This is a genomic window from Psychrobacter sp. 1044 (genome assembly GCF_904846525.1).
Taxonomy (GTDB): Bacteria; Pseudomonadota; Gammaproteobacteria; order Pseudomonadales; family Moraxellaceae; genus Psychrobacter.
In genome coordinates this window covers 161036-186713 of sequence record NZ_CAJHAZ010000003.1, presented here as the reverse complement: position 1 = coordinate 186713, position 25678 = coordinate 161036, and the positions used below count along the sequence as shown (strand labels likewise).

At 43.3% G+C, this 25678-nt stretch carries 23 protein-coding genes; 8 read left to right on the top strand and 15 right to left on the bottom strand.

What is annotated here, in order from left to right; translation table 11 throughout:
* The first annotated feature begins 73 nt into the window (after window positions 1-73).
* The gene (locus tag JMX82_RS03340; protein ID WP_201539466.1) at window positions 74-1399 is read left to right on the top strand and encodes a D-amino acid dehydrogenase; all 1326 of its coding nucleotides are present in this window, start codon (window positions 74-76) and stop codon (window positions 1397-1399) included.
* A gap of 98 nt (window positions 1400-1497) precedes the next feature.
* On the opposite strand, the gene JMX82_RS03335 is transcribed toward JMX82_RS03340, so the two are convergent.
* Both JMX82_RS03335 and JMX82_RS03330 read right to left on the bottom strand, forming a co-directional pair.
* Entirely contained in the window at window positions 1498-3711 is a 2214-nt protein-coding gene (locus JMX82_RS03335; protein WP_201539465.1) for a molybdopterin oxidoreductase family protein, read from the bottom strand.
* Window positions 3712-3962: 251 nt separating this feature from the next.
* A complete protein-coding gene (locus JMX82_RS03330) occupies window positions 3963-4652 on the bottom strand; it encodes a TetR/AcrR family transcriptional regulator (protein WP_201539464.1) in 690 nt (229 codons plus the stop codon).
* A gap of 501 nt (window positions 4653-5153) precedes the next feature.
* On the opposite strand from JMX82_RS03330, the gene JMX82_RS03325 reads away from it, so the two are divergent.
* The 3 genes from JMX82_RS03325 (at window position 5154) to JMX82_RS03315 (ending at window position 7445) form a co-directional block, all read left to right on the top strand.
* Window positions 5154-5357 carry a CsbD family protein gene (locus JMX82_RS03325; protein WP_201539463.1) on the top strand — a complete coding sequence of 68 codons (204 nt, stop codon included), beginning with the start codon at window positions 5154-5156 and terminating at the stop codon, window positions 5355-5357.
* Between the two features lie 758 nt (window positions 5358-6115).
* The gene (locus JMX82_RS03320; RefSeq protein WP_201539462.1) at window positions 6116-6778 is read left to right on the top strand and encodes a PepSY domain-containing protein; all 663 of its coding nucleotides are present in this window, start codon (window positions 6116-6118) and stop codon (window positions 6776-6778) included.
* A 295-nt stretch (window positions 6779-7073) separates the two neighbouring features.
* The gene (locus JMX82_RS03315) at window positions 7074-7445 is read left to right on the top strand and encodes a hypothetical protein (protein ID WP_201539461.1); all 372 of its coding nucleotides are present in this window, start codon (window positions 7074-7076) and stop codon (window positions 7443-7445) included.
* Window positions 7446-7454: 9 nt separating this feature from the next.
* On the opposite strand, the gene JMX82_RS03310 is transcribed toward JMX82_RS03315, so the two are convergent.
* From JMX82_RS03310 to JMX82_RS03280, 7 genes are all read right to left on the bottom strand, one after another.
* Window positions 7455-7766 carry a YqfO family protein gene (locus tag JMX82_RS03310; RefSeq protein ID WP_201539460.1) on the bottom strand — a complete coding sequence of 104 codons (312 nt, stop codon included), beginning with the start codon at window positions 7764-7766 and terminating at the stop codon, window positions 7455-7457.
* Between the two features lie 53 nt (window positions 7767-7819).
* Entirely contained in the window at window positions 7820-8473 is a 654-nt protein-coding gene (locus JMX82_RS03305; protein ID WP_201539459.1) for a DNA-3-methyladenine glycosylase, read from the bottom strand.
* 165 nt (window positions 8474-8638) lie between these two features.
* Window positions 8639-9352 (bottom strand): phosphoribosylaminoimidazolesuccinocarboxamide synthase, encoded by a 714-nt coding sequence (purC, locus tag JMX82_RS03300; RefSeq protein ID WP_109590721.1) that lies wholly within the window; start codon window positions 9350-9352, stop codon window positions 8639-8641.
* Between the two features lie 130 nt (window positions 9353-9482).
* Complete coding sequence (locus tag JMX82_RS03295) at window positions 9483-9797, bottom strand: hypothetical protein (protein WP_227676275.1); 315 nt, start codon at window positions 9795-9797, stop codon at window positions 9483-9485.
* Window positions 9798-9832: 35 nt separating this feature from the next.
* Window positions 9833-10738 carry a 4-hydroxy-tetrahydrodipicolinate synthase gene (gene dapA / locus JMX82_RS03290; protein ID WP_045443218.1) on the bottom strand — a complete coding sequence of 302 codons (906 nt, stop codon included), beginning with the start codon at window positions 10736-10738 and terminating at the stop codon, window positions 9833-9835.
* A 438-nt stretch (window positions 10739-11176) separates the two neighbouring features.
* Window positions 11177-12385: a hypothetical protein gene (locus tag JMX82_RS03285; RefSeq protein ID WP_201539457.1), complete on the bottom strand. Its 1209-nt coding sequence runs from the start codon at window positions 12383-12385 to the stop codon at window positions 11177-11179.
* Between the two features lie 261 nt (window positions 12386-12646).
* Window positions 12647-14011, bottom strand: coding sequence for a Do family serine endopeptidase (locus JMX82_RS03280; protein ID WP_390890589.1), 1365 nt, complete (start codon window positions 14009-14011; stop codon window positions 12647-12649).
* 972 nt (window positions 14012-14983) lie between these two features.
* Between JMX82_RS03280 and JMX82_RS03275 the strand changes: the two genes are divergently transcribed.
* A complete protein-coding gene (locus tag JMX82_RS03275; protein WP_227676274.1) occupies window positions 14984-17356 on the top strand; it encodes a cation:proton antiporter in 2373 nt (790 codons plus the stop codon).
* Window positions 17357-17506: 150 nt separating this feature from the next.
* Here JMX82_RS03275 and tmk read toward each other — a convergent pair whose 3' ends face one another.
* Both tmk and mltG read right to left on the bottom strand, forming a co-directional pair.
* Window positions 17507-18232 carry a dTMP kinase gene (gene tmk / locus JMX82_RS03270; protein WP_201539456.1) on the bottom strand — a complete coding sequence of 242 codons (726 nt, stop codon included), beginning with the start codon at window positions 18230-18232 and terminating at the stop codon, window positions 17507-17509.
* 99 nt (window positions 18233-18331) lie between these two features.
* Window positions 18332-19624 (bottom strand): endolytic transglycosylase MltG, encoded by a 1293-nt coding sequence (gene mltG, locus JMX82_RS03265; RefSeq protein WP_055123616.1) that lies wholly within the window; start codon window positions 19622-19624, stop codon window positions 18332-18334.
* A 167-nt stretch (window positions 19625-19791) separates the two neighbouring features.
* Here mltG and JMX82_RS03260 point away from each other — a divergent pair, with 167 nt between their 5' ends.
* Window positions 19792-20556, top strand: a complete 765-nt coding sequence (locus JMX82_RS03260; RefSeq protein ID WP_201539455.1) for a DpnI domain-containing protein — start codon at window positions 19792-19794, stop codon at window positions 20554-20556.
* On the opposite strand, the gene JMX82_RS03255 is transcribed toward JMX82_RS03260, so the two are convergent.
* Window positions 20548-21114: a hypothetical protein gene (locus JMX82_RS03255; RefSeq protein WP_201539454.1), complete on the bottom strand. Its 567-nt coding sequence runs from the start codon at window positions 21112-21114 to the stop codon at window positions 20548-20550. The two genes, JMX82_RS03260 and JMX82_RS03255, sit on opposite strands and share 9 nt — an antisense overlap.
* Window positions 21115-21272: 158 nt before the next feature.
* On the opposite strand from JMX82_RS03255, the gene JMX82_RS03250 reads away from it, so the two are divergent.
* A complete protein-coding gene (locus JMX82_RS03250; protein ID WP_055123619.1) occupies window positions 21273-21467 on the top strand; it encodes a DpnD/PcfM family protein in 195 nt (64 codons plus the stop codon).
* A 6-nt stretch (window positions 21468-21473) separates the two neighbouring features.
* Here the strand turns inward: JMX82_RS03250 and JMX82_RS03245 are convergent, their stop codons facing one another.
* Window positions 21474-22460, bottom strand: a complete 987-nt coding sequence (locus JMX82_RS03245) for an aminotransferase class IV (RefSeq protein ID WP_227676273.1) — start codon at window positions 22458-22460, stop codon at window positions 21474-21476.
* Window positions 22461-22463: 3 nt separating this feature from the next.
* Window positions 22464-23132 carry a hypothetical protein gene (locus tag JMX82_RS03240; protein ID WP_198330902.1) on the bottom strand — a complete coding sequence of 223 codons (669 nt, stop codon included), beginning with the start codon at window positions 23130-23132 and terminating at the stop codon, window positions 22464-22466.
* Window positions 23133-23576: 444 nt separating this feature from the next.
* On the opposite strand from JMX82_RS03240, the gene aroE reads away from it, so the two are divergent.
* Window positions 23577-24437 (top strand): shikimate dehydrogenase, encoded by an 861-nt coding sequence (aroE, locus tag JMX82_RS03235; protein ID WP_201539453.1) that lies wholly within the window; start codon window positions 23577-23579, stop codon window positions 24435-24437.
* A 95-nt stretch (window positions 24438-24532) separates the two neighbouring features.
* Here the strand turns inward: aroE and JMX82_RS03230 are convergent, their stop codons facing one another.
* On the bottom strand, window positions 24533-25660 hold the full coding sequence (locus JMX82_RS03230) for an FUSC family protein (RefSeq protein ID WP_201539452.1): 1128 nt from the start codon (window positions 25658-25660) through the stop codon (window positions 24533-24535).
* Window positions 25661-25678 lie beyond the last annotated feature (18 nt).

Below are 25678 nucleotides of genomic sequence, written 5' to 3'. Positions count from 1 at the left end.
ACGACATGATGAGTGACGCGTAATAAGCAGCACTCTTCAAAACATTTTTACTAAAAAAGCAGCAGAGTAATCTATGACCCATATTGCGGTACTCGGAGCGGGCGTGGTGGGCGTGACCACCGCATGGTATCTTCGCCAAGCAGGCTACGATGTGACCGTCATTGAGCGCGAATCTGCTGCCGGTATGCAGACCTCATTTGCCAATGGTGGGCAGATATCTGTCTCGCACGCAACCCCTTGGGCAAACCCTACGGCTCCAATGAAAGCCCTTAAATGGCTGTTTCGCGAGGATGCGCCGCTGTTGTATCGCTTGCGTGCTGATAAGGCGCAGCTCAAATGGGCGATGCAGTTTTTGCAAGAGTGCCGTGCCGATAGAGCCGATGCCAATCTGGTACAAATGGTACGTTTAGGCTTGTATTCACGAGATGCACTACAACAGTTGCGTGCTGATATCGGTATTGATTACGAGCAGCAAACGCGCGGTATCATGCATTTTTATACCAATCAAGCTGAGTTTAATGCCGCCATTGCGCCAACGGAGCGCATGCAAGCGTTAGGCTGTGAGCGTCATGTCATCGATATCAATAATGCTGTTAACTTAGAGCCTGCGCTTTACCCTATTGCTCATAAGCTAAAAGGTGCGACTTATACCAGCCGTGATGAATCGGGTAATGCCCATTTATTTACCCAGCGCTTAGCCGAGCGCTGCATCGAGGCTGGCGTTAAGTTTTTATACGATACCGAGATTCTGGCGTTAAACACTGACGCCCATCCTGCTCGCCCGCATGTACATAGTATTACCATTCAACCTAAGGGAGAAAACGCGCAAACCTTTAGTGCAGACAGCCATGTACTAGCCCTCGGTAGCTATAGTGTGTCATTACTAAGACCTTTGGGAATACATGCGCCGATATTTCCAGCCAAAGGCTACTCAGCTACTTATCAAATCAACCCTCGCGCCCCGCATCTGGCACCCTTTGTCAGTCTCATTGATGATGAGTTTAAGCTGGTGACATCACGCCTTGGTAACAAGTTACGCGTCGCTGGAACGGCAGAATTTAACGGCTACAATTTGGATTTAAATAGCACGCGCTGTGCAGCCATTACCCGCCGCGTGCAGCAGTTGTTTCCCAAAGGTATCATTGCCAATTCTGTGCAATATTGGACAGGGCTACGTCCAATGACACCTTCTAATGTGCCGTTAATTGGGCGCGCGCACAGGGGTCAAGTCCGTCATGGTAGTCATAATATGGATGCTGGTTTTGATAATTTATGGCTCAATACAGGTCATGGTACGCTTGGCTGGACGCATGCTTGCGGTTCTGCCAAGGCGATCAGTTTATTGATACAAGGTGAGACACCGCCAGTCGATTTTGATTTTGTTGGCCTAGTAACGTAAAAATAAGAAACGTAAAAATTAGAAACGTAAAAAAGGCGCTACCACTATAAGTCAGCGCCTTTTTTCTTTATATGGAAGACTTTTATTCTAGAACTATTTTATGCAGCGCTCCCTGATTCAATGTCGGAATTAACATTAGAATCAATGGTCTCCAAATCAACCACTTCTGGCGCGATTGCTTGCAGTTGTACCGGTACGCCATTGACTGCCGCATTGCCACTTAGCTGATCGATTAAGGTATCGTCCGTCAAATCATTGACACTGACGCCAGCATGCGCTTGAGCGATCTTTTGTTTTACTCCTTTCCGTCCGTGACCCCAACCATGGGGAATACTCACCACTTTAGGCATCAGCTCGTCCGTCACTTCTGCCACAATAGTGATGCTACCGACGCGCGAGGTAACTTTTACATTCTGACCATCCTCAATACCGTATTCTTTTGCCGTTTCAGGATGCAACATGAGCGTACAGCGCGGCTTACCTTTTACCAAGCGATAGCTGTTATGTAGCCATGAATTATTGCTGCGTACATGACGACGACCGATCAATAGAATTTGTTTGTCATCATAATCCTGCATCATCTCCTGTACCCGCTCTAAATCTGCTTGATAAAAATCGACATTGAGATGAATTTGCTTGTCTTTGTGTTTTAACGCTTGTGGCAGCATCCTTTTGAGGGCACCTAAATTAATCCCATGCGGACTATTTTTAAGTTCCTTTAGATTTAGGCCTTTATAAGGACCACGCTTTAGACCTTGATCGAGCATGAATTTTGGCCCCAAAACCTTTATTAATAGGCGTTCAACTTTGGTTGCAAGGGCGGCTTTTTTATCCAAGCGTTTCGCCAGCTCTAAGTAGATTTGCCAGTCATGCTTGGCGCTTCTTTGCTTAGCAAACAATGCCTTTGAATATTTGGCGACGTTATGGACAGCAAAATTGTTAAAGGTGACGTCATAATGATCGCGCTCTAGTGGCGATACCGGCGGCAAAATGATATGCGCATGACGGCTGGTTTCTGTGACAAAGTAGTCAATAGCGACCATAAAGTCTAAGTTGGCAAAAGCTGTATCTAACTTTTCACCATTCGGCGTGCTGAGTACAGGGTTGCCCGCGACAGTCATAAAGCCTTTTAACTGCCCCGCCCCTTCTACCAGCATCTCATCCGCCATTGCCACAACGGGATAATCGCCATTAAAGTCAGGCAAGTTACTCACGCGGCTATGGCGCTTACCTAAATAACCTGGGCCTGAGTTATTGACCACGTCGACCGCAGGATTGGGAAACATCAGACCACCTACTTCATCCAAGCGACCTGTGACAATATTAATCAGCAGGATTAGATATTGACTCAGTAAGCCAAACTCTTGCACCGAAACGCCCATGCGTCCATAACAGACCGAGCTTTCGGCTTCACAAAATTCTTTGACAAGTCGTTTAATCTTAATTGCCGAAATGCCAGTAATATCAGCGACGGACTCGGCGCTATAGTCTTTGGCAAAGTCTGCAATGCGCTCAATCTCTGGCGCGAGCGCCGCCGCTCGATTATTGTTAGCGCGTGCCTTGTCCGCATACCCTTGGAGATAAATTTCATTGAGCATGGCAAGCAAGAGCAAAACATCGGTCGCTGGACGAATAAAATGATGCTCGCTAGCAATGTCGGCAGTTTCGGTGCGGCGTGGATCAATCACCACCACTTTACCATCACGCGCTTTGATATCTTTTAGTTTTTGACGCATATTTGGTGCGGTCATAATACTGCCATTAGACGCCAGCGGATTGCCACCAATGATGAGCATATATTGGGTACGATTGACGTCAGGCACAGGGATGCGCAGCATATGCCCGAACAGATGCATGCTAACAATGTGATGCGGTAACTGGTCGATGGAAGTCGCAGAAAAGCGACTGCGCGTCTTGATACTGGTTAATAGATGCTTAATGGTTAACATGCCGCCCAAATTATGGACATTAGGATTGCCTAAATAAATCCCGAAGGCGTTTTGACCATGTTTTTTCTGTACCGACTGAATACCAGCTGCCACCTTATCTAACGCCTCAGCCCAGCCAATCTCTTTCCAACCGTTAGCGGTTCTCTCAACGGGATGACGCAGGCGATCACTGTCTTCATGCAAGTCCTGCAAAGCAGTCGCTTTTGGACAAATATACCCTTTAGAAAATGGATCATCTTTATCGCCTTTAATCGATAATACTTTTTTTCCATCGTGCTTGATGACAATTCCGCACATCGCTTCGCATAAATTGCAGGTTCTAAAATGTGTTTGTTCATCCGTGTGACTCTTTTCAATAGCCATGGTCGCGCTCCCTGTTATTTTTTACTATAGTCATTCCACTATAAAAGTATTACTGCGTTAACCTCGCTTGAAGTATTAAATAGACATCTACACTCGGTTGCCTGGTACTACTTTTAAATTGAATCGACTATAGCGCTTTCACTATATAAATTCCGTTTTATAGGTTTAATATGGTTGCTAAATTTGCTCATCTTAAAACTATTGAGCATTAGTTAAAGCTAAGCATTACTAAAAATTAATAAGCTGAGTGACTAGCCATCTACTCTGCGCTTGTCTTTGGTGAACAAATGGCTAAAGACGCCATCAAAATTTTTGCACAATATCTCAATGGCTTGCTGCCGTGAATAACGCTGTTGATGACAGCCCAATATCAATTCATGTACTTGGGCGGCAGCGATATCGACACAGAGATGAACGTCAGATTCGTCAAAAGAGCACTCGGCTGACTGCAACCCCGCTATAAATATCTTGGTCCACTCGTCTCTTATCTCTATGATTAGACTTCCCAACCCGTTACGTTCTATGTTTGAATCAAAGCGCAGACTGTCTTCGAGCAAACGTTGAAATAAAGTGATGTTTTGAAAGGCGGCATCAAAAATCAATGTTAGGCATTCCTGACAACGCTCATTGAAGTCCTCTTTAGACAACGTTGGATAGTCTTTAAGCATATCTACCCACGCCATGCGCATTGGCGATAAATAGTTGCCTTTAAGTTGCTCGCCTAACACCTGCTGCAACGCATCTAAACTATCAAAATGATTATAAAAACTTGGCTGAGCAATACCAGCGCCTTTCGCGATTTTATTCATACTCATACCAAAAGCGCCCTCTACGCTATACAGCTGCAAGGCAATTTTGAGTAACGTATGACGCGTTTTCGCCTTTGCCAGCTCGCGTTTTGTTTCCGGTTTTTTAGCACTTACGCTGTTAAGTACATTCACTATCAACCTGCCCCAACTTAATCTATAAAATAATTGTTATTTCAACTATAAGGCTATAGTCATTTAAACAAGAAGTCTATTACTAAATATTTAACTCTACTTATTCTTGATGATTCGTTTTAACCCATCCTAAAACAATCATAAAAAATAGCCGCCACATTTATGATGACAGCTACTTTTTTATTCCTATATTTACAGCGTGTTATGACGTCATTTGTATAAATCATCGCCAGACTTGTTGATCCTCTTTACGTATGTCACTGATAAAACACTTCATTCATTACACAAATGGACGATGCATAACATAGCTGTGCAGATCTCCATAATGGAGCAACACTCTCAACATTGCATATACAGACATGACGATGGTGAGCACTTATATTAGATATCACCAGTTAGCTGATCAATAAGTACAGATAGCAGCTGAGTAAAATGTCGATTAAAGACAGATGGAATAATTGTCTCAATAACCAACCTTATAATAAAAGAAGGAACATAAAAATGAACGAACATACTCTAAAAGGTGAATGGAACCAAGTAAAAGGCTCAGTAAAACAAAAATGGGCTGATCTTACTGATGATGATTTATTACACGTTGAAGGTAGCCGTGATAAATTGGTCGGAAAAGTTCAAGAACGTTATGGTCACAGCAAAGATGATGCTGAACGTGAAGTAGACGCATGGCGTACTGAACATAAATACTAGTAGATAGTGATGCTTGTAAGAAGTATTAAGATAAAAATCTTATAAGCAGATTATTGAAACGAAAATCGCATTAGTTTCTAATGCGGTTTTTTTATGCAGGACTTATCACCAACTTGATTTATATCAAATAATTATAAAAGATAAAACTCAAAGTCCAGACACGATAAAACCGCATAGCAATTAACTGTTATGCGGTTTTATTGTTAACCATCCATGTTACCTATCACCACTGTTTCCCATGCATCCTTGCATAATATTCAGCATATTGTGATACTGGGCATCCTGCCCTTTTTACTACAACTACCAGCATTAACTACTGATAGCAGCAAAGGGTATGTGTCCTTACTCCACTTATCATTATCATCCTGATGCTAATAAGTGAATCATTATCCTTAATGCGGTCAACTCAATCCTTGAGTCACATTCCCTAATGCCGTGTGACTATAATGCCTAATTCCTAACCTGATGTTAAGTCGCGTAAGCGTCATTACGTGTAAGCATATGCTTACATGATTCATATTCGTTGCTTTAATTACAACTTATTAACGCAAAAGACACTAATCATCAAGCTTTGTCCATTATGATAGATAATGTAAGAAAATATTTCAAAGCGCATAATGTTAATGACGATGGTAATAATTAATTTGCCAGTAAGTTATGAATACGATTATATTAACAATTTACAGAGTGCGTACGTGCTCGGCTATCACCAGCAATGATGCGACGGGTAATTTAAAAATATTATAGGATGTTAGATCATGAAAATTCTAAAGCCTTTCTCAATTAAGACCATTATATCTACTGGTCTTGCGGTTACATTATTGGGTACTACAGTTGGGTGTGCCGTCGTCGGTTCAGGGTATGATAATTACCCAGTATACGGTGGTAATGATGATTATGGTAACGCTGACTACAACCGCATTAGTCAAAAGCTACGCGCTGATCTGCGCCGTAAAGGCTATCAGGTTATGGATATCAAATCCGATAACTACCGTGGCAATCGCATAATGACCGCTTATGCCAAAAAGAACAACCAAGCATACGAGCTAAAATACACGTATCCTGATCTAAAACTTATTAGCTCAAATAAAAAAGCTTGGTCTAATGTTTGGCAAGACGATAGATATGACAAAGACCATTACAACAAAGACAAATATAAAAATAATGGCAAGCATAAGAATAATAAGCACTATAAAAATGATGATATCGAAGATAACATTAAAAGAGACTCGCGTTATCCAGCAATTAAGCAACGTGCAATCAATAAAATACAAGGCATGGGCTATCGGGTCAAAGACATTGAGCTGGAAGAAAAGAACGGACGCGGTGTGTTCGAGATTGAAGCCAAGCGCGGCTCACAAGAATATGAAATACGACTTGGTTACCCAAATTTAAATGTGATTAAGATTGAAAAAGACTAGGGCATGTCCTCCATTCAATTGATAGTTATAGTCAATCCTATATAAATCAGATACGGTATCAGGCTCGCTTAGTCTACTATTTATAGTATTTTCGCTTGCCTTCCTTGAATCTAAATTATATTGAACCGACTATATTTAAGTGCATTAAAAATGAAATAAGTAAAATAAAGCTATTAAATAAAGTTTTGGCATCATTGATTACTTGATGCCTTTGGTCAAATAAGCCAGCCCTTGGTTTATTTGACCCTTTTTTATAAAAGAAGCAAAAATATTTTTGACATCATAAGAGGATTTTATGAACCACCATACTTTATTAAAAACCACTACTACAGCTAGTATGATTGCAGTGTTGCTGACGATAACGACTGGCTGTGTCACTGCACCTGATTATAATGCTTACGGCGACCTTTACGAAGGTGTTTATAAAGACAGTAAGGTCTACAAAAAGCACAAGAAGACCATCAACTCCATTGACAAAGAACTTTATCAGCCTGCTATCGAGCAAAGGGCTGCGAATAAAGTCAGAAATATGGGTTATCGAGTCAAAGACGTCAAATACAAAAAAGGTGACAGTAAAATAAAAGTAAAAGCCAAACGCGGCAGTGAAGATTACAAAATCGAGCTTAGCTATCCGAGTTATAACGTGATTAATATCAAAGAGGACTGATAGCTGACCCTAAAAGTCTAATACTTCAATCACATCATAGGCAGGTGTTTCATAAGGATGCGCCTGCTTTAACGCCTCGACGACTTGTTTAATATCAGCATCAGCCACTACCATTTCTACCCGCCACTCCTCAACGGTTTCCAGTTGATCATGTGCTCCAATATTTGGATTACTACCTGCCAGTGGCCTAAATTGCCCTATTCCCTGCACTTGCCAGCAGCACTGTTCATAATTGCCAATCGTCCCAGCGCCCGCCGAAAACAAAGCGGACTTTACCTGCTCTAATGCTGTATCTGGAATAAAAACCGTTATTTTATACATGTGTTACTTCCTTCAAGTCTATTTAGAAAAACAGCCATCAACTATCAATCTTACTATTTTTTGGATAACGAAGGATGGTCCGTCCAAATGTAGCGTAATAACCACTCTTTTGCCTCGCCCGCATAATCAATGCCAATCCGTGGACGCAGCGATACTAGCGGCTTGCAACCGTCGTCTTCTACCCAAACGGCTGATGCTGGATGAATGGATTTGCCATACAAGTCACGGTCGATTTGTAAACGCTTGGTCAGCTTACCGGGACCAGCGAACTGCTTGGGATGAATCAGTTGTTGATCTAAGCTCAATAATTGCTCATCTCGTAGGCGGTCACTATCTTCTGCTAAAAATCCAGCGCGTATCAGCACTGACTCAGGGGAGTCGATAGCACCACTGATTAAATTGAGCATATGATGGATGCCATAAGTTAAATACACATAAAAAACACCACCTTGCTCATACATGATTTCAGTGCGCGGCGTTCGGCTGTTAGCATGTGAATGACAAGCAGGATCGCCCGCACCGATGTAAGCTTCAGTTTCTGAGATGCGCATACGCAATATTTTAGTCGTGCCATCCGTATCTAACAGCTTTCTACACAGCACTTTACCTATTAAGTCAGCAGCAACCACACAGGTTGGTCGAGTAAACCATGATGGCGCTAAAATAGTAGGCTCAGTGTCAGTAGTAGATGGTTTTGAAAACGGCATACCATAAGCCTTATTTTTGTATGTATCTTTATTATAAGAACAGTAGTCTCACAAGTCGTGCAAATTGTATAAGGTTTCAGTAATTTTTTGCATAAAAAAACTGAGCACATGGCTCAGTTTTTTTTACGCTAAAGATTGACCTGCAGTGCAGTGCCAATCAAACATCTAGCTTAATGGCACACCAATACGGTTAGCCACTTCTTCATAAGCTTCAATGACATCGCCTAATGATTGACGGAAGCGGTCTTTGTCCAGCTTCTTCTTAGTTGTCTTGTCCCAAATACGGCAGCCATCTGGTGAGAATTCATCCCCTAAGACGATACGGTCATGGAACACACCAAATTCTAGTTTGAAATCAACCAGTATCAAATCACCTGCTTCGAATAACGCCTTTAACACCTCATTTACTTGATGAGTTAACTCTTCCATTCTGGCAAGTTGTGCTTCGGTTGCCCAGCCAAGAGACACAGCAAGTGACTCATTGACCATTGGATCACCCAGTGCATCATCTTTATAAAACAATTCATAAGTAGGCGGCGTCAATGCTTGCCCTTCTTCTAAGCCCAAACGACGAACCAAGCTGCCCGCAGCAAAGTTACGAACCACGCACTCAACCGGAATCATATCCAAACGCTTGACCAATACTTCATCTTCAGACAATTGCTTTTCAAAATGCGTTTCGATACCAGCATCAGCCAATTTTTGCATGATGAAAGCATTAAAACGATTATTGACGACGCCTTTGCGGGCTAACTGTTCAATACGCTTGCCATCAAGCGCTGAAGTATCATCACGAAAATGTAGAATCAAAAGATCATTATCTTCAGTTTCATAGACAGATTTGGCTTTGCCTTTATACAGCAGTTGTTGCTTTTGCATTATGGGAGTTCCTGTTCGTTCAAGCTTATGTGGTAAAAACGCGCAGCGACCGCTGATTTTTGTATGACAGAATGAATAATATTTATATTAATCACTGTAAAATGTCAGCGGTATAAATAAGGAAATAGCTTTAATTCGAAGGACTACTGACAGCGCGCTCAGGCTTCGGTAGCTGGTACTGATTACCTGATTCGTTCTGTAATTTCAGCGTATTTGCACCGGCATTAGGAGTTGCGTACAAAGGTACAAAAGGCGCTGGTTCTTTGTTAGCAGGCAGCTCTATTGGCACAAGCTTTTTGCTTTGCTGATATTCTAAACTACCATTGTCACGCTTACCAAGTAAGTTTTTAGCACTTTGGCAACCGCTCAATACTAAGGTGCTTCCCAACATTAAGGTCAGCAGCGCAGGGAATATTTTTGCAGTCGGTGATGATGTTTTCATCATATTATCTCTCTGAGTTAGCATTTACACGCATCATTTTATAATAAGTTCGCACGCACCAAGGCTTCATCAATAGTGGCATGATGTTGTTCAGCCAACCATACCAAAGGCAGACGAATACCAGTATCTATCATACCCATTTTATGAAGCGCATATTTTGCTGGGATAGGACTTGACTCAATAAACAAGTCACGGTGTAAATGCTTGACCACATCATGTGCTTTATGAGCCGCATCAAAATCACCACGAAGCGCCGCTGTAAAAGTCTCGCTCATCGCTTTCGGGGCGACGTTGGCAGTGACTGAGATATTACCTTTACCACCAAATGTCATCAAATCAAGCGCCGTACTGTCATCGCCAGATAGCACGACGATTCTATCACCCACTGCTTTGATCAATTGCTCACCGCGAGCAATAGAGCCTGTGGCATCTTTAATCGCGACGATATTATCGATATCAGCCAGACGTTCTACCGTCTCTTGTGCAATATCAACGACCGTACGTCCTGGCACATTATAGAGCATCTGCGGGATATTCACCGCGCGCGCGATAGCCTTATAATGTTGGTACAAGCCTTCTTGTGGCGGTTTGTTATAATAAGGCGCAACCAATAAGGCACAATCTGCACCAGCGTCGGCAGCATCTTGGGTCAACTTAATGGCTTCCATCGTATTATTGGCGCCTGTTCCAGCAATCACTGGTACACGACCTTTGACATGCTGAACAAAGTAGCGAATGACATCGCTGTGTTCTTGCATAGATAATGTCGCTGACTCGCCAGTAGTACCAACGGCAACGAGACAATGCGTCCCTTGCTCAATCTGCCAATCTATGAGATCCGCCAGACGTTTATAATCGACCGTGCCGTCAGGATGCATGGGCGTTACCAAGGCTACCATTGAGCCTTGTAGTCGGGTTTTGATCTCGTCGTATGCTGTGCTCATAACCGTGCCTTACTGTATTATCCTAGCTTTTTTCAAAGCTGTCACATGATAGGTCGTTGGCAAGTGTCAATGATTATGTCTACGCCTGCACTCATATTGTGTACATTCATAGGCAACATTGGCAATATCTTGCTTGATATTAATGCTGAGTATTTTTTATGATCAATCTTTTTCTATGATAAAAGCGTTCGCAATATAGGTGCTCAAAGCCGTCTTGGCCTTATTTTTGCCAATGACCGACAACGCTTATTTAATACTAAAAATAGAATAACAAAAACGCCTGCTAGTGTAGCATATTTTGATTTGACAGCTATCAATCAATTAACGTTCAATCAATTGAACTGCTGACATGCCGTTACAACCTACAAACCAACAGCCTTATTATTCAACTCTCAGTTTAGCGCAATGAATCAGCGCTGATAAGTCTTTTGAGTCATGTTAACGAATCGTCAACACATCGATAGTGGGGCGATACAAGCGAAAAGGCAACCCTCGTGTACCAATACCGCTACTGACAAATATCTGTGCACTGCCATGTTGGTATAAACCCCGCTGCTTACCCATGCGGCTATTATTCAACAGGGTTGACTGCTCGCTACTACGCTCAATATTTTTTTGTTTTTGTGCCAACCATATATTTTTTTGAATCGCCTTTGCTGCCCCAGTAATCAATAGTGGTCGTGGCTGTAAGGATTTTGGCAAATCACTAATACTATCAAATCGTGAAGCCAAGATGATGACGGGCTTCGTGGTATTAGCAATTTCAGCACCAAGCGCGGCTTTATCAGACGCATTTGCCTCTTCAATATCAGCAAACTGTTTAGGAACATCTTGCCAACCGCAAAGCACGGCGACGGTTGGGCTATTTTCCAAATTTTGCTGTCTAAAGCCCTCTTTATTATTTTTAGAATAGCTCGCACTGGGCATTACTGGAAGCGCATTAGTAGCCCCAGTACATTTAAGTGGCAGCGAGGTACACTGCTGACCGATATAGCTGATATCAAGCACATCAAAGGCACTGGACAACGTATCTTCTAATAACGGCTGTCCTTGCTTAGTCGTATTAATCGATTGATAACGCAAGTCAGAGGTACTCATCACTGTATAAATAGGCTTATTAACCCCTTTAAACAACATGAGCTGACCCACTAAATCAGCACTTGGGTAATACAACCAGTCGCCCGTAATCAGCACCGCATCTGCTGGTAACGCATTGATGGTAGCAACCAGTTTACGAATATGACGCGGCTTGCCGCTATACAAGCCTATGCGTAAATCAGCCAATACGGCAACCGTCAGCGGTGTGGATAAATCTAAGTCGATTGCATGATGATCTAAACGTAAACGATTGGGTTGTATCACCACGGTATAAAAATAGAACCCCATTGCAAATACGGCCACTAGCACGAGTGGCAGTGATAGCTGCGCCAGTATCGGCAGCATTTCTTGCGACCAACCTATCACCAACAGCAAAGCCCAAACGGGCATAGTATAGGCAGCATAATATAGTGCCAACTTCAACCAAATACGCATAAAACGTTTGGTAGGATTGGCATTGAACGTTTGTAATCCTGACCACAGTATAATATACGCAAGCAATACTGCTGTCGTAGAGATACTTAGGATATAAAGAGCATGGTCAGTCATAATTACCTGATGGTTACGAGAGAGTATGAGCCTAGCAACTGGCTTACCCTATATTAGAACGTATAGAGCGATAAATAAATCGCTCCATGAATAAGTTAGTGACAGTGTTAGATTATTTTAAGTCATGGTTAAAAAAATCAGCCATTATAGGGGTCGAGCTCTATCATAGACAAGTAGAATTGTTGACGCGCCTGTTATGCCATGCTCAGTTGGTGCCCCGACTACCCATTACTCCTACCAAGCTATCAAAGCTATCAAGGCTTACTCAATACGTAAACCAATAATCGCGGGAATACCTTGGCGAATAATTTCAATGGTCACTACGCCTTTTTTGGGCAATGATGAAATCGCGCTTGAAAAATCCGTGACCTTTTTAATCGGCTTTTGGTGAAAATTGGTAATTACATCACCTGCCAATAGACCTGAGCGCGCCGCCAATCCCGTTGGGTCAACTGTGGTGACCAAAATACCCGTCTTATTATCCACTGCGATTTCTGCTTGCTCATCCGCGGTCAAGTTACGTAAACGCAAGCCTAACTGCACCTCATCATTCTGCTGATCGCCGCCTTGTGCTCTCACATCATTGGGCGCATAAGTGAGTTTGCCGCTGATGGTCATCTGCTTACCATTACGCTGAATCTGTGCGCGGAAGCTATCGCTCGGTTTGGCACGATTGAGCAAGTTTAATAAATCTGAGGCGCGCATAATTTGCACTTCATTATATTGCAAAATGATATCGCCAGGTTTTAGACCAGCTTTTTGTGCAGGTGAGTCTGGTGATACTCTTGTCAGTAGCGCACCTTGAGGACGATCTAGGTTATAAGCTTCTGCTAAATTGCGATCGATGTCTTGCGGATAAATACCTAAATAAGCACGCACCACTTCGCCATCGGTTTTTAGCTGCTCGTAAATATCCATCGCCGCATCAATCGGAATGGAAAACGACAGACCCATGTAACCACCTGTACCACTAAAGATACGCGAATTAATACCAATCACTTCACCGCGCTGATTAAATAGTGGACCGCCTGAGTTACCCGGGTTCAATGCCACGTCTGTTTGGATAAATGGCACGCTGGTATCGCGTGAAAAACTGCGTGATTTAGCACTGACAATGCCCGCCGATGCTGAGTAATCAAAACCAAATGGCGAACCAATGGCCAGTACTGGTTCCCCTACTTTCAGAGCATTTGAGTCGCCGATAGGCAAAGCAGGAAATTGGTTGCCCGAGACTTTTAGTACAGCCACATCAGAGCGTTCATCACTACCAACCAAGGTTGCATCAAGCTCCGTTCTATCGTTAAGAGTGACAGTGATTTTATCAGCGCCCTCCACCACATGATGGTTGGTTAGCATATAACCATCGGCTGTGACAAAAAAGGCCGTGCCATAAGCATGCTCAATTGCTGGCGTGGCAGCCTGATCAGGAATACGTAAACGATCACCAAAGAACTGCCGCAACAATTCGGCTGTTTGGGCTTGGGCAAGCTCAGCCTCGCTGACGGTCTTGGTGACATTTACGCGGGCAACGGCTGGGGTAACTTGCTGCACTAAGTCAGAAAAATCCGCCGTGGTGACGACAGCTTGGGCGCTTGCCATGGCGGTGGCAGTGACGCCAGTAACCATCGAGGTACTGACAGCAAGCACCAGCGCACTACGTTTTAACCAATGCGGCACATAAAACTTAGATTGCGCTGTAAGCATATTGATAGGCATATTGTCCTCCATATAAGTAATCGTTGTTATTTTTAATGGTTATGTTTTGGCTACTATCGCTAGTGATGTGTATACGATGTTTTAATTTTAACCAAATCCGTATATGACAAACGTTGCATCGGCACTTAATGTTATGACGGCCAACCTTTTTAGTCGCTATCTAGTCGTTTATTAGATTACTGTTTTTTATACCCTTATGCCATCGACCATTCACCTTTCCTTATATGAACACCCCAAAACAATGATAATCCTCGCTAGGTGCATGATAAAGACGGCTACTGTATGATAAGTCATCGTGCTATTTTGTCATTATTCCGATCATGTAGGATAACCCAAGGCGCAATTATTTGACCCAGTTATTGTATATTTTTACCGCTTCCTACTGATATCGTGGTAGATACGGCCTTGCTCAGCATGAAATAAAAGCATGTTATGATAGCAAGCCAAATAACTTTTCAAGCAAACTAAAGTCTATAAATAATCATTATTGACTATTGTTTTATAAAGCTGGCTATTATCACCCTTATTGTTCATCTTTTGTATTACTAGAATAATGCGATGGTCGATTCAAGATAAATGGATAAAAAAAGTCGCGTGACAGTACTATCAATAATAGACTGAGCGAGCTTGATGCCATATACGATTTATATGAGATTGACGATTTTTTCTAGCAATGCTTTTGTCTTTACTACTCTATAGTAGTTATATCATATCTAGCTCATGTTGTGATTCATGATGGATACCATTGTCGTCGCTTACGTTTTATAGAGATGTGTCTCTATAGCGAGTAGCGTCAACTTATTATTATACTACTGGCGGCCGCTACTCTAAAAAAACGGTTGATAGCTATAAAATACGACAAGATTATAAAAGGATCAATTTATGGATACCGCCCTATTATTATCTGGCGTGGTTGGGATTGGCATTGCTGCCCAATGGTTGGCTTGGTATTTAAAGCAACCGTCCATTTTATTTTTATTACTGATTGGCATTATCGTGGGCCCAGTGCTGGGAGTCTTCGATCCTGACTTGGTGCTGGGAGAGCTGATGTTCCCCTTCATCTCTTTGGGCGTGGCGATTATCCTATTTGAAGGCTCGCTGACGTTAGAGTTTGACGAGATTAAACAGCATGGCACCGTGGTGCAAATGCTGGTGTCGGTCGGTGTACTTATCACCATTGCTATCGTGGCGTTATCGACTTATCTCTTATTCGATGTCGATCCACTGATTGCTTTGCTGTTCGGTGCGCTCGTGTGCGTCACGGGTCCAACGGTGATTATGCCGCTATTACGTAGTGTGCGTCCCAATAAGACGATCTCTAATATCCTCAAATGGGAAGGTATCATCATTGACCCAATCGGCGCTATTGCCGTGGTTTTGGTCTATGAATACATCATCTCAGGCGGCGAAGCCAGCAGTATCTTATTGTTTGCCAAAATCGTGGTATTAGCGACAGCGATGGGTATGGCAGGCGCTTGGCTGCTTGCCTTCTTGATGCGTCGGCATATGATTCCTGAATTTTTACGTAATGTCTTTACGCTTGCCTTTGTCTTGGTGTTATTTTCAGTATCGAACCATTTAGAGCATGAGTCTGGGCTATTGACAGTCACCGTATTGGGCGTGGCATTGGCGAATTGGCCAAAATTCCCACGCGATACGATTTTAGAGTTTAATGAATCTTTAACCATCCTTCTTATCTCTGTGCTGTTTATTATCCTTGCAGCACGTGTAGAGCTAGAAAGCTTACTTAGTGTTGGTTTCGCAGGGCTAGTATTACTTGCTATCGTCATGTTTGTGGCGCGACCCTTATCCGTTTGGGCATCGTCTATTGGCTCAAACTTAAAGACCAATGAAAAGCTGATGATTAGTTGGATTGGGCCACGTGGTATCGTCGCTGCAGCTATCTCATCACTGTTTGCTATTCGTCTGCAAGAGTACGATATCCAAGGTGTTGAGCTGCTTGTGCCCTTAGTATTCATGGTCATTATTGGCACGGTTATGATTCAGGGCTTGGGGGCGAAAATAGTCGGCAACTTGCTGGGTGTCCGTGAGCCTGAGACCAATGGTATTCTTATCGTCGGCTCAAATCCCATTGCCCTTTTGGTAGCAACTTCTCTAAAAGATCAGGGCTTTGATGTCATCGTCGCACACAACAACTATACCAATATTGCCCGCGCACGCATGAGCGGTCTACGTACTTATTTTGGCAATCCCATCTCTGATCACGCCGATCATCATCTTGACCTGATCGGTATCGGTCGGCTGTTTGCCATGAGTATGGACAAAGAGATGAATACCTTGTCTGAGATTCATTATCGTCATGAATTTGGTGAGCGCAAATTGTACCGTCTCAAGTTCAGCGACGAAAAGGTCAAAAGCGAGCGCGATGATAAGCAAGGCAACTTCCACTCGCAGTGGCTGTTTGGCAAAGACGTCACCTATACCAAGCTTGCCAGTATGCTGTCGAAAAAAGCCCGTATCAAGATTACCAACATCACTGACAGCTACAGCTTTGAGCAATACAAAGCCGACAATAAGCAATTCGTGCCGCTGTATACAATCGACAAAGAAGGCAAGCTACACGTCATTACCGATAAGTTTGATGGCATCGTGCCACGCGATCGCAAGCTCATCTCACTGGTAGTGGAAGATGAAGTACAGCCAAAACCTGTCGACGTGACACCTAAACAAGAGCAGGCGCGACTGGCAGCTGATGCTAACTTTGAGTCCAGCTCAAAAGCGCCTGAAAAGCGTAAAGAAAAAGAGCTGAGCGATGATAGTGTTGATGCAACAGAACAATCCACTGCCACTGATAGCGACAGCGCTAAAGAAATAATCGCTGAGCAGAAAATCACTGAGCAGAGAGTCGCTGAGCAAAATGCAGATACTGAGGTATCAAACCATTCGAGCAGCAGTGCTGGAACTAAAACCACGCCAAACACCTTGAATGACAAAGTAATAACGTCAAAAGATAAGTCTATTGACGTCGTTAATAAAGGCGTCATGTCAGCCAACTCGACAGCGACTTCGAAGGCAATGCCTAAAAATAAGGTGTCTAACAATAGTAGTACGAATGGTAATGGCAACGCACCTAAAACCAAGAAGGGCGCGCTTGATCCAAATCGTCTACCCGACTCTGGTCAAGATAATACAACCAATGCAAGCTCTGATGGCGATATTACTAAAGACAACATTAACAAAGACAATGTTCAAGAAATTTCAGATAATAAAGCGGTGAATAAACAGGATGAATAATCTTTGCCACAGCTTTGTTTTAACACAGTTTTGACAATATCTTGATGACTGTTTTGATACTTTATAGAATATAACAGTTTATAAAACACAAAAGCCCCAACGCAATGTTGGGGCTTTTTATTTGGCTAGGTGATGGCTGTATAAAATCCGTTACGAAACATCAAATCTGCCTTGTACCGCCTGCCATACTCGCGCGCTCACCTCATCGGCTGTGCCTGATGCGTCAATGCGCTGTATCCGTTCGGGATGCTGAGTCGCCAGCGTGTTAAAGCCTTTATGTACCCAAGTAAAAAATTCGGTCGCTTGCTGCTCAAATCTATCAGCGGCGCTACGTTTATTAGCGCGTGCCATGCCTTCTAATACGGGCAAATCCAGCCACAATGTCAGCTTAGGTAGTTGCGGCACAAACTGCTCGATAAGTGATTCAATTTTGGCTCGTACCACCGCATCGCCATGTGCGCGCCCAAAGCCTTGATAAGCAATAGTAGAATCGGTAAAACGATCGCATATTACCCACGTCCCACGTTGTAGCGCTGGCAAAATCACTTGCTGCATATGATCGCAGCGCGCCGCAAATAGTAGCAATAGCTCTGTATCATCATTGATGTCGGTCGCAGGGTCCAATAATATAGCGCGCAAACGTTCTGCAAACGGGCTACCACCCGGCTCACGGGTACGCAGATACGCAATATTGTTATCGTCTAAGCGTGTGCACAGCTGCTCAATGGCAGTCGTTTTGCCTACGCCCTCAGTACCTTCAAAACTGATAAAGCGCCCTTGATTGAGTGCGATATCATTGATGTCATTGCTTGTTTTGGGCTGACTTGCTTGCGACTGGACTGTTTGAGATACATGGTCTTGTATAGATGCTGACATGATATGACCTTATGTCATTGATGAGCGTTATGTCGTTATGTAGACAGTTGCATAACGCTCAGTTCACGATAGGTTTTTAAGAAAAGATAGAGGATTGAATTACTGCGGCGGGGTTTGTGATTTTTTTTCACGCATGACGCCGAGATATTCTTTTACCGCTTGATTGTGCGCCGCCAAGCTATTGGTAAATTTGTGCCCGCCATTACCCGTCGCTACAAAGTACAATGCGTCACTATCTGCTGGGTGCAAGGTCGCTTCGATAGAGGCAGCCGATGGTAGCGCGATAGGTGTTGGCGGTAGGCCGTCAATTTGATAAGTGTTATAAGACGTTTTTTCATCAATGTCTTTACGGCGAATGTTACCTTCATAGCGACTGCCCATACCATAGATGATGGTCGGATCGGTCTGCATTCGCATGCCTTTATCTAAACGATTTCTAAACACCGCAGAGACCAAAGGACGCTCTTCTGCCACACTGGTTTCTTTTTCGATAATAGAGGCCATCACTAACGCCTCATAAGGCGTCTTATAAGGTAAATTGGGCGCACGATTTTCCCACGCTTCAGTCAATACTTGCTGCTGACGCTTATATAAATCGGTCAATACCTGCTTATCAGTGCTGCCTTCACCATAGTAATAAGTATCGGGGGCAAACCAACCTTCAAGATTGTGATTGACGATAGGGTCGTTACTATTGATCACTTCATTTGGCAATATACCGACCAAATCCAACGCTTGAGCAATACCAGCATTGTCTCTATCATTGCCACTATCGTCGGTCAGCACCTCTTTTTTGATGCCTTTATTGTCCCTCAATGTTTGATATAAATCTTTAGAGGTTTTGCCTTCAATGATTTGCACTTTTACCATCGATGCTTTTACCCCTTGCCCAAGTATATGTAGCGTTTCAGCAAAGGTAGGGTTTTCTGGTAATTGATAAATACCAGCATGTAAGGGGCCATCGACTTGTGTTTTCATATAGAGCTTGGCAATCGTGGCAGAGAACAGCGGGATTTGCTGTTGCCACTGCGGCAGTAAGCCGTAATAGCTCTGACCCTGCTCAATGGTGACCATTTGCTTTGGCTGCTCAATCCGCCCAAACAATGTCTGATAGACCATCACTAAGAAAAACGCAGCGATAAGCCCCAACACTAGCAACACTTGATAACCACGCTGCATAAAGAACGATTGATTATCCGCTTTATATTCGCGTGGCTTAGCCGCTCCACTGATGAGTGACACATCTGTCGCTGGCGTTTCCTCTACCCCATCAACTGCTGGTTGCGTGTCCGGTAGTGTGGTATCGACACGCTCCTCAACACTGCTATCTGGTTTATTCGATGGCGTTTCATTAGGGCGTTCAGGAGGCGTTTCAGATGTAGGCTTGCTCATGGCAACTCGCGAGGCAGAAGTTTGCTAGAATTTAGCACTGAACCGTGCGATTTTCAATGGTATTTGCTTAGCTTATGAATTATCTTGGTATTTACGCCTGCTGATATGGGCTAATATTTCTACCTTCTTTTGTTGTTTTTCCTTTTCTCTAATAACGAAAACTGGTTATGAACCTACATTTTAATCAAAGTCTCGCTGCAAACTACAAATCCGAACCTCAAAAAATTCGTGTATTAAGCGAGGATTGGGTTGCTAAGCAAAGTTACTGCCCTAATTGCGATGCTGAACCATTGGCGGAATTTACTAACAATAAGCCTGTCGCTGACTTTTATTGTGCAAATTGTAATGAGCAATATGAGCTAAAAAGTAAGCAAGCAAAGTTAAGCAATATTATCAATGATGGCGCTTATGACACCATGATTGAGCGTATCAGTAGCGACAATAATCCTAACTTTTTCTTTTTAACCTATTCTCAAGAATATAGCGTTAACAACTTCCTGATTATTCCTAAGCATTTTTTTAAGCCTGATATGATTGTTAAACGTAAGCCTTTATCAGTCACTGCCAAACGTGCCGGTTGGGTTGGTTGCAATATTGATTTACGACAAGTGCCCGAATCAGGCAAAGTATTTTTGGTGAAAAACCAGCAAGTCATACCACGCGATAATGTCACCGAGCAATTTCAAAAAACCTTGTTTTTACGCGAGCAATCTACGACCTCACGTGGTTGGACGTTAGATGTTTGGCAATGTATTGATAAACTGAACGTTAATTTTTCTCTCAATCAGGTTTATGCTTTTGCTGAACTATTAAAGCTTAAGCATCCCGAAAACAATCATATTAAAGATAAAATTCGTCAGCAGCTACAAGTGTTACGTGATAGAGGCATTATTGAATTTATCGGTCGCGGGCATTATCGAAAATTATATTAAACGTTTCTCATTGAAGCGTTCAGGTCTTGGTTGCCCTTTATTATTACGGTAGACATCTGCAATTAATTCCTCTCTATCGTCCCATAAAGGTAAACGTGCCGTTGCAACTAAACGGCCATGAAACTTATGCGGTGGATACTCTCCATCAATTTCATCATTGATTTTAAAAAAGTGCTCTTCTCGATAATCGACATAAGCGTGCATTCTATTTTTAACATACTTATTCCAATACCAAACTAGCTGTATAGCTGTGCGCGCGGGCTGAGTAAACTGCTTTAAATTGACTGTCAGCGCACGTGTGACTGGTTCATCATTAGGAAAAACTCTAATGCGTTGCTCGATAACTTCTTCTCTTGTTTCTGCATACTCAAACACGCCGCCAAACGCGATAAATTTTTTAAAGTCTTTCAAATACATAACACCGAGCGACAATTCAGTGAATCTTGATAAATGAATAATTTCATCAGGTTGTTTTTTTGCTAATTTGCAAATCTCATCAAAAATTAATAGTCGACGGATTTGTAAAGGTATTCGTTCATCTTCGTAGATGTAGTCCATGGATATCTCTCCTTATCAAAACACTATCATTGATCGATTTTCCTTATCGCACAAGTCTACGTAACAAAAGACGATCACTTCTTTTTAAGCGCCTTTGCTAACCTAGAATATATAAATACTCAGGAAATTTTGATAAGCGTATATCGGGGATAGTAATGATGAAAGTAGATAAAAAACTGAAGAGAGCCTTTCAGATAGAGATTGTCGAGACGTTGAATAATATCGTGGAGGTTAACGCAGAGAACGAGCAAGAAGCACTATTAAAAGCGCAAGATATGTATCACAATGAGGAAGTTATTTTGTACCCAGATGACTTTATTGATACCAAGTTTAATATTTTTAAATACGATTAGAATCGCTCAAAATCTCACCATTTCACCCGATAATAACGTCAGGCTACTCATTGGCATGACACCGCGCAGCGCATTGCAAAAGAATAGCTGGCTTAGTCGTGGCAAATCCTCATCTTTTAATGATCTGATAATGACGGGATGTTTGCTAGTCGATAACGCATCGATAAGCACTTGCCGCATCACGCCAGCGACGCCAGATTTCGCCATGGATGGTGTATACCATTGACCAGTGGTTAGATAGTTTGCATTGTCTTCATAAAGCGGTAGCGTAGACAATTTTTCTGATGACGTTTTTTCTGATGATAGTGTTGATAAAGGCGAGTCTGACAACTGATAGAAGACGTTACTCATCGTACCTTCAACCCAACGACCACTCATATCTCGTAGCAGCCCCTCACTGATGCTGGGTTTGATATTGTCTTCCAATACTTTGGCTTTGATGCTTTGTAGCTCGCCACTTGCCAGCACATTATCAAGGCAATTGAGGCTTTTGAGTCCGGCTAATGGTTGCGGTAAGCAAGCAAGCTGCGAAGATAGGCAAATGGCAGAACTGATAGGCTGCATCGGGATTAAGCATCCATTAGGCAAGCGTAATTGCTCAGTCGTAGTGACGGTCATCGCAGAGGATTTTAGCCAAATCTCACAAGCACTACCAGACGTGGTTGGCACATAGCCATAACCACGGATATCTTGCACGGCGCGAGTCACCATAAGCTTCAGCATGCCTTGTTGTAGTTGCTCGGCATGCGTCTGCAATAAAGCCATGACAGAATGACTGTCTAATTCAAGTTGTAAAGCTTCAGCATGGGAAACAAGGCGCTGCTGATGATAAGCCAACCACAGTATCTGCCCATCGATGACCCCCATCGTGGTAAAAAATCCATCGCCATATGCCAACCCACGATTGTCTAGCGATACTGTGTCTGAGATATCCGTCGTAGCACTTGATGGATGTATGCATAGCCAATTATTGAGCGGCATGATAGCGAGCACAGCTTACTTCTTATCTGTTTGGGCAGCAGATTTATTGATGACCAACATACAACTGTAGAACTCACATTTTGCCAGTTCTATTTTTTGACCACCGATGACTTTATTTTTGATAATTTGACCATTAAGCATATCAGAAATCAGTTGTCCGCCCTCCTCACCCATCAGTTGGCGGGCAAGCTTATGCGCTTTTTCGGCATGGTTTTGACTTATCTCTTTTTCTTTATCAGAGTCAGTAGGATTGGCAAAGTACCAGCCCAGTTCGAGATACTTTTCAGAATCAATCAGATCCAAATACGGCGCATCGGTATCCATAAAACGATATTTGGCGGCTGGATTACTGGCATAGTCGAGGCTGTTCTCGTCAGTGCTCATGACCTTACCAAAAGTCGCTTTGATCTCATCTAAATTATCGACGGTCAGTGACGCTACATTTTTAGTGCCCCATCCCGCAACGTCATATTTCACTTGTGTACCTTGCTGAGCAGTAGCGCCGTCTAAATCGGCGTTCGGCGCAGCATTGTCCTGTACTAGCGCATCGTCAGCGACGCTTTGTTCGCTCATATCGGCATCTTGGTTTTGGGCGTCGTCTTTACTGCTATCACAGCCACTGAGCGACACGCCGACTGCCATTATCGTACCGACTAAGAGGGTCTGTAGGCTATTATTCCACATGGGCAATTTACTCACACTTTTAGATGATTCTCAAAATAGTATTAACGAGCAGGCAGATAGGCCGCTGATAATGGACATTATATTTTATAAACAAGCGTTCTTATACTTGGTATTGTATGACTCAGTTTGTTATGTCAGTTTCTTATGACTTGGTGTTTGACAGTTCAGTTACTGATAGTTATGCAACTGCCAAAATATCAATATAAAAATTTCATGCTCTCTAGTTTACCCAACTGCTTAACACTTGACCACCCTTTACGTTACGGATAACGCTCCCAGACAGTACAGATTTGTTAAAGACCTAACCTGTCAAAAAACCTACCTATTCAAGTGTTTACTTGTTAGACCACCGATTTGTCAAATATTGCGTTATCCCTTATGATGATTGCATATCAATGCCCTTCCGCTGATTAATTTTTGCCTCTTACCGCAAGCAGACCCATTATGACCCAGCATTTTATCGTTATCGGCAATCCCATTGCCCACAGCAAATCCCCTGAAATTCATACGTTATTTGCAGCGCAGACGGGCATTGAGATTAGCTATCAACGCCAATATTGCCCCGATGATGTAGCCAGTTTTACCGCGGTGCTTGAGGCGTTTTTTCAGGGTGGTGGCGTTGGAGCCAACGTGACTGTACCTTTTAAACAAATCGCTTATGACTGCTGCGTGGCGCGCGGTGGTTTATCGGAGCATGCCAAAGCTGCAGGCGCAGTCAATACGCTGTTACTAAATAAAGCGCTGGTGAAAAGTGGCGTGCCAATCACCGAGGCATTGTATGGCGATAATACCGATGGACAAGGACTGGTCAATCACATCGTAAGTTTGGGTTGGCCATTGAATGGTGCACGTGTGGCACTCATTGGTGCAGGCGGCGCAGCACGTGGGGTGATATTGCCATTGATTGAAGCCGGTATCGCACATCTTACGATTGCCAATCGTACGCTGAGCAAGGCAACAGCGTTAGTCACTGAGCTTAGCGCGGCAAGCACTGCTATTCATGAGCAGCAGATTGAAACTTGTCGCACAGCGGATTTAAATGGAAAGTTTGATATTATTATCAATGCGACTTCTATTGGTTTATCAGCAGATACGCTACCACTAAGCGACACGCTAAACGGTGACTATGCTTATGACATGATGTACGGACGCACGCTGCCGTTTTTGCAGCATTTTTCTGCACGTGGCGCGCAGATTTCTGATGGCTATGGCATGCTCATCGGGCAAGCAGCGCTAAGTTTTGAGCGTTGGACAGGTCATACGATCGATGTTGCGCAAGCGACCGAAGCGTTACACAATCGTTAATCGAAAATTGATATGAAAAAAGTCGCATGAACTTAGCTCATGCGACTTTGATTAATACTTGATTTCAAACGTACTGATGATTTGACACTCATCAATTAGCCAAAGCGCGCCAGCAGCCAGTTTTCGATACGCCGTAGTGGTATGCGTAAGTTGGTCGAATGCATCACTACTCCGCCGCTCAGACCCACCAAGCAGCCAATCACAGTATCAAAAAGGCGCGTGCGAATCACTTCTTGATAGGCGGACTCAGAAAACGGTAGACCACTGCCGTATTCTGCAATAAATATCGTCAGCGGCGTGATAAATATGACTGCCAAACCATAATGTCGATCCACCAACGTCTCGATACAAAGCATCATCGTCAGTATCGCCAGTGCGACACCCCATATTGACAATCCCCAAGACAACATCCAACTCGCCAAAACCACGCCCAATACTGTACCAAGTAAACGATGTATTTGCTTAATCCACATGGTACGCAAATGAATACCTTGGATAATCAAAAAGCAGCTAACTGCTGCCCAATAGGGGTTGGACAGCTGTAAAGTGACGGCGATGAGCAAGGCTAAACTGACAAAACTGGCGACAATCACACTTTCAGTAATAGTATCTGGCTCGTAGCTATAAGTAGGCGTCGGCGTTGCTGGGCGCGTCGCCAGTAAAAATAACGAATACAGCAATGCCATCACTAAAGCAAAGCCACTGCCAAGCATCACCAGTCCAGTTGCACGTAAGATGTCTTCCAAAGGCAGCGGTATAAATAGCGCAATAGCGCCTGCCATCATCACAAACAGTCCCGCTGGCGGTGGCTGACGATAATAACGTCCAAAAATCACAATACCAAACGCCATGAGCGTAAATATCGGCAGTTTTAATAGCGGGATTTGCTGAGCAATGAGACCGAGCGCAAAGCACAGCGACATGGCAAAACCCCAAGCCATCACCGTCACCAATCGATACGGCAGCTTGCCCACTAACGGTATATTCAAAATAACCATCGCCCCCAAAGACGCTTTGATACCTGACGATAAAGCATCGAAATAAGCGCCCACAAACACAGGGAAACTGATCGCAATCGCCGCGATAATCGGCATATGCCACGGTCTCTTACTACGGTTCACTGTCAGCAGATGCGCCAGCTCCCCATCAATTAAAGCCTTTATGCGAGCAAATAACGCTGTCAGCCAAGATGCTCGCGTTGCCTTGCGCTTAGATGCGCTCATAATTGGCTTTCCTTATAT

Bases quoted from the DNA above. Each gene is read 5' to 3' on its own strand.
- JMX82_RS03240 (WP_198330902.1), bottom strand. From the start codon at position 23,132: ATGTGGAATAATAGCCTACAGACCCTCTTAGTCGGTACGATAATGGCA.
- purC (WP_109590721.1), bottom strand. From the start codon at position 9,352: ATGCAAAAGCAACAACTGCTGTATAAAGGCAAAGCCAAATCTGTCTAT.
- JMX82_RS03305 (WP_201539459.1), bottom strand. From the start codon at position 8,473: ATGCCGTTTTCAAAACCATCTACTACTGACACTGAGCCTACTATTTTA.
- JMX82_RS03295 (WP_227676275.1), bottom strand. From the start codon at position 9,797: ATGATGAAAACATCATCACCGACTGCAAAAATATTCCCTGCGCTGCTG.
- JMX82_RS03315 (WP_201539461.1), top strand. From the start codon at position 7,074: ATGAACCACCATACTTTATTAAAAACCACTACTACAGCTAGTATGATT.
- JMX82_RS03260 (WP_201539455.1), top strand. From the start codon at position 19,792: ATGAACCTACATTTTAATCAAAGTCTCGCTGCAAACTACAAATCCGAA.
- JMX82_RS03280 (WP_390890589.1), bottom strand. From the start codon at position 14,011: ATGGTTACTGGCGTCACTGCCACCGCCATGGCAAGCGCCCAAGCTGTC.
- JMX82_RS03335 (WP_201539465.1), bottom strand. From the start codon at position 3,711: ATGGCTATTGAAAAGAGTCACACGGATGAACAAACACATTTTAGAACC.
- mltG (WP_055123616.1), bottom strand. From the start codon at position 19,624: ATGAGCAAGCCTACATCTGAAACGCCTCCTGAACGCCCTAATGAAACG.
- JMX82_RS03325 (WP_201539463.1), top strand. From the start codon at position 5,154: ATGAACGAACATACTCTAAAAGGTGAATGGAACCAAGTAAAAGGCTCA.
- JMX82_RS03275 (WP_227676274.1), top strand. From the start codon at position 14,984: ATGGATACCGCCCTATTATTATCTGGCGTGGTTGGGATTGGCATTGCT.
- dapA (WP_045443218.1), bottom strand. From the start codon at position 10,738: ATGAGCACAGCATACGACGAGATCAAAACCCGACTACAAGGCTCAATG.
- JMX82_RS03340 (WP_201539466.1), top strand. From the start codon at position 74: ATGACCCATATTGCGGTACTCGGAGCGGGCGTGGTGGGCGTGACCACC.
- JMX82_RS03310 (WP_201539460.1), bottom strand. From the start codon at position 7,766: ATGTATAAAATAACGGTTTTTATTCCAGATACAGCATTAGAGCAGGTA.
- JMX82_RS03255 (WP_201539454.1), bottom strand. From the start codon at position 21,114: ATGGACTACATCTACGAAGATGAACGAATACCTTTACAAATCCGTCGA.
- JMX82_RS03250 (WP_055123619.1), top strand. From the start codon at position 21,273: ATGAAAGTAGATAAAAAACTGAAGAGAGCCTTTCAGATAGAGATTGTC.
- aroE (WP_201539453.1), top strand. From the start codon at position 23,577: ATGACCCAGCATTTTATCGTTATCGGCAATCCCATTGCCCACAGCAAA.
- JMX82_RS03320 (WP_201539462.1), top strand. From the start codon at position 6,116: ATGAAAATTCTAAAGCCTTTCTCAATTAAGACCATTATATCTACTGGT.
- tmk (WP_201539456.1), bottom strand. From the start codon at position 18,232: ATGTCAGCATCTATACAAGACCATGTATCTCAAACAGTCCAGTCGCAA.
- JMX82_RS03285 (WP_201539457.1), bottom strand. From the start codon at position 12,385: ATGACTGACCATGCTCTTTATATCCTAAGTATCTCTACGACAGCAGTA.
- JMX82_RS03230 (WP_201539452.1), bottom strand. From the start codon at position 25,660: ATGAGCGCATCTAAGCGCAAGGCAACGCGAGCATCTTGGCTGACAGCG.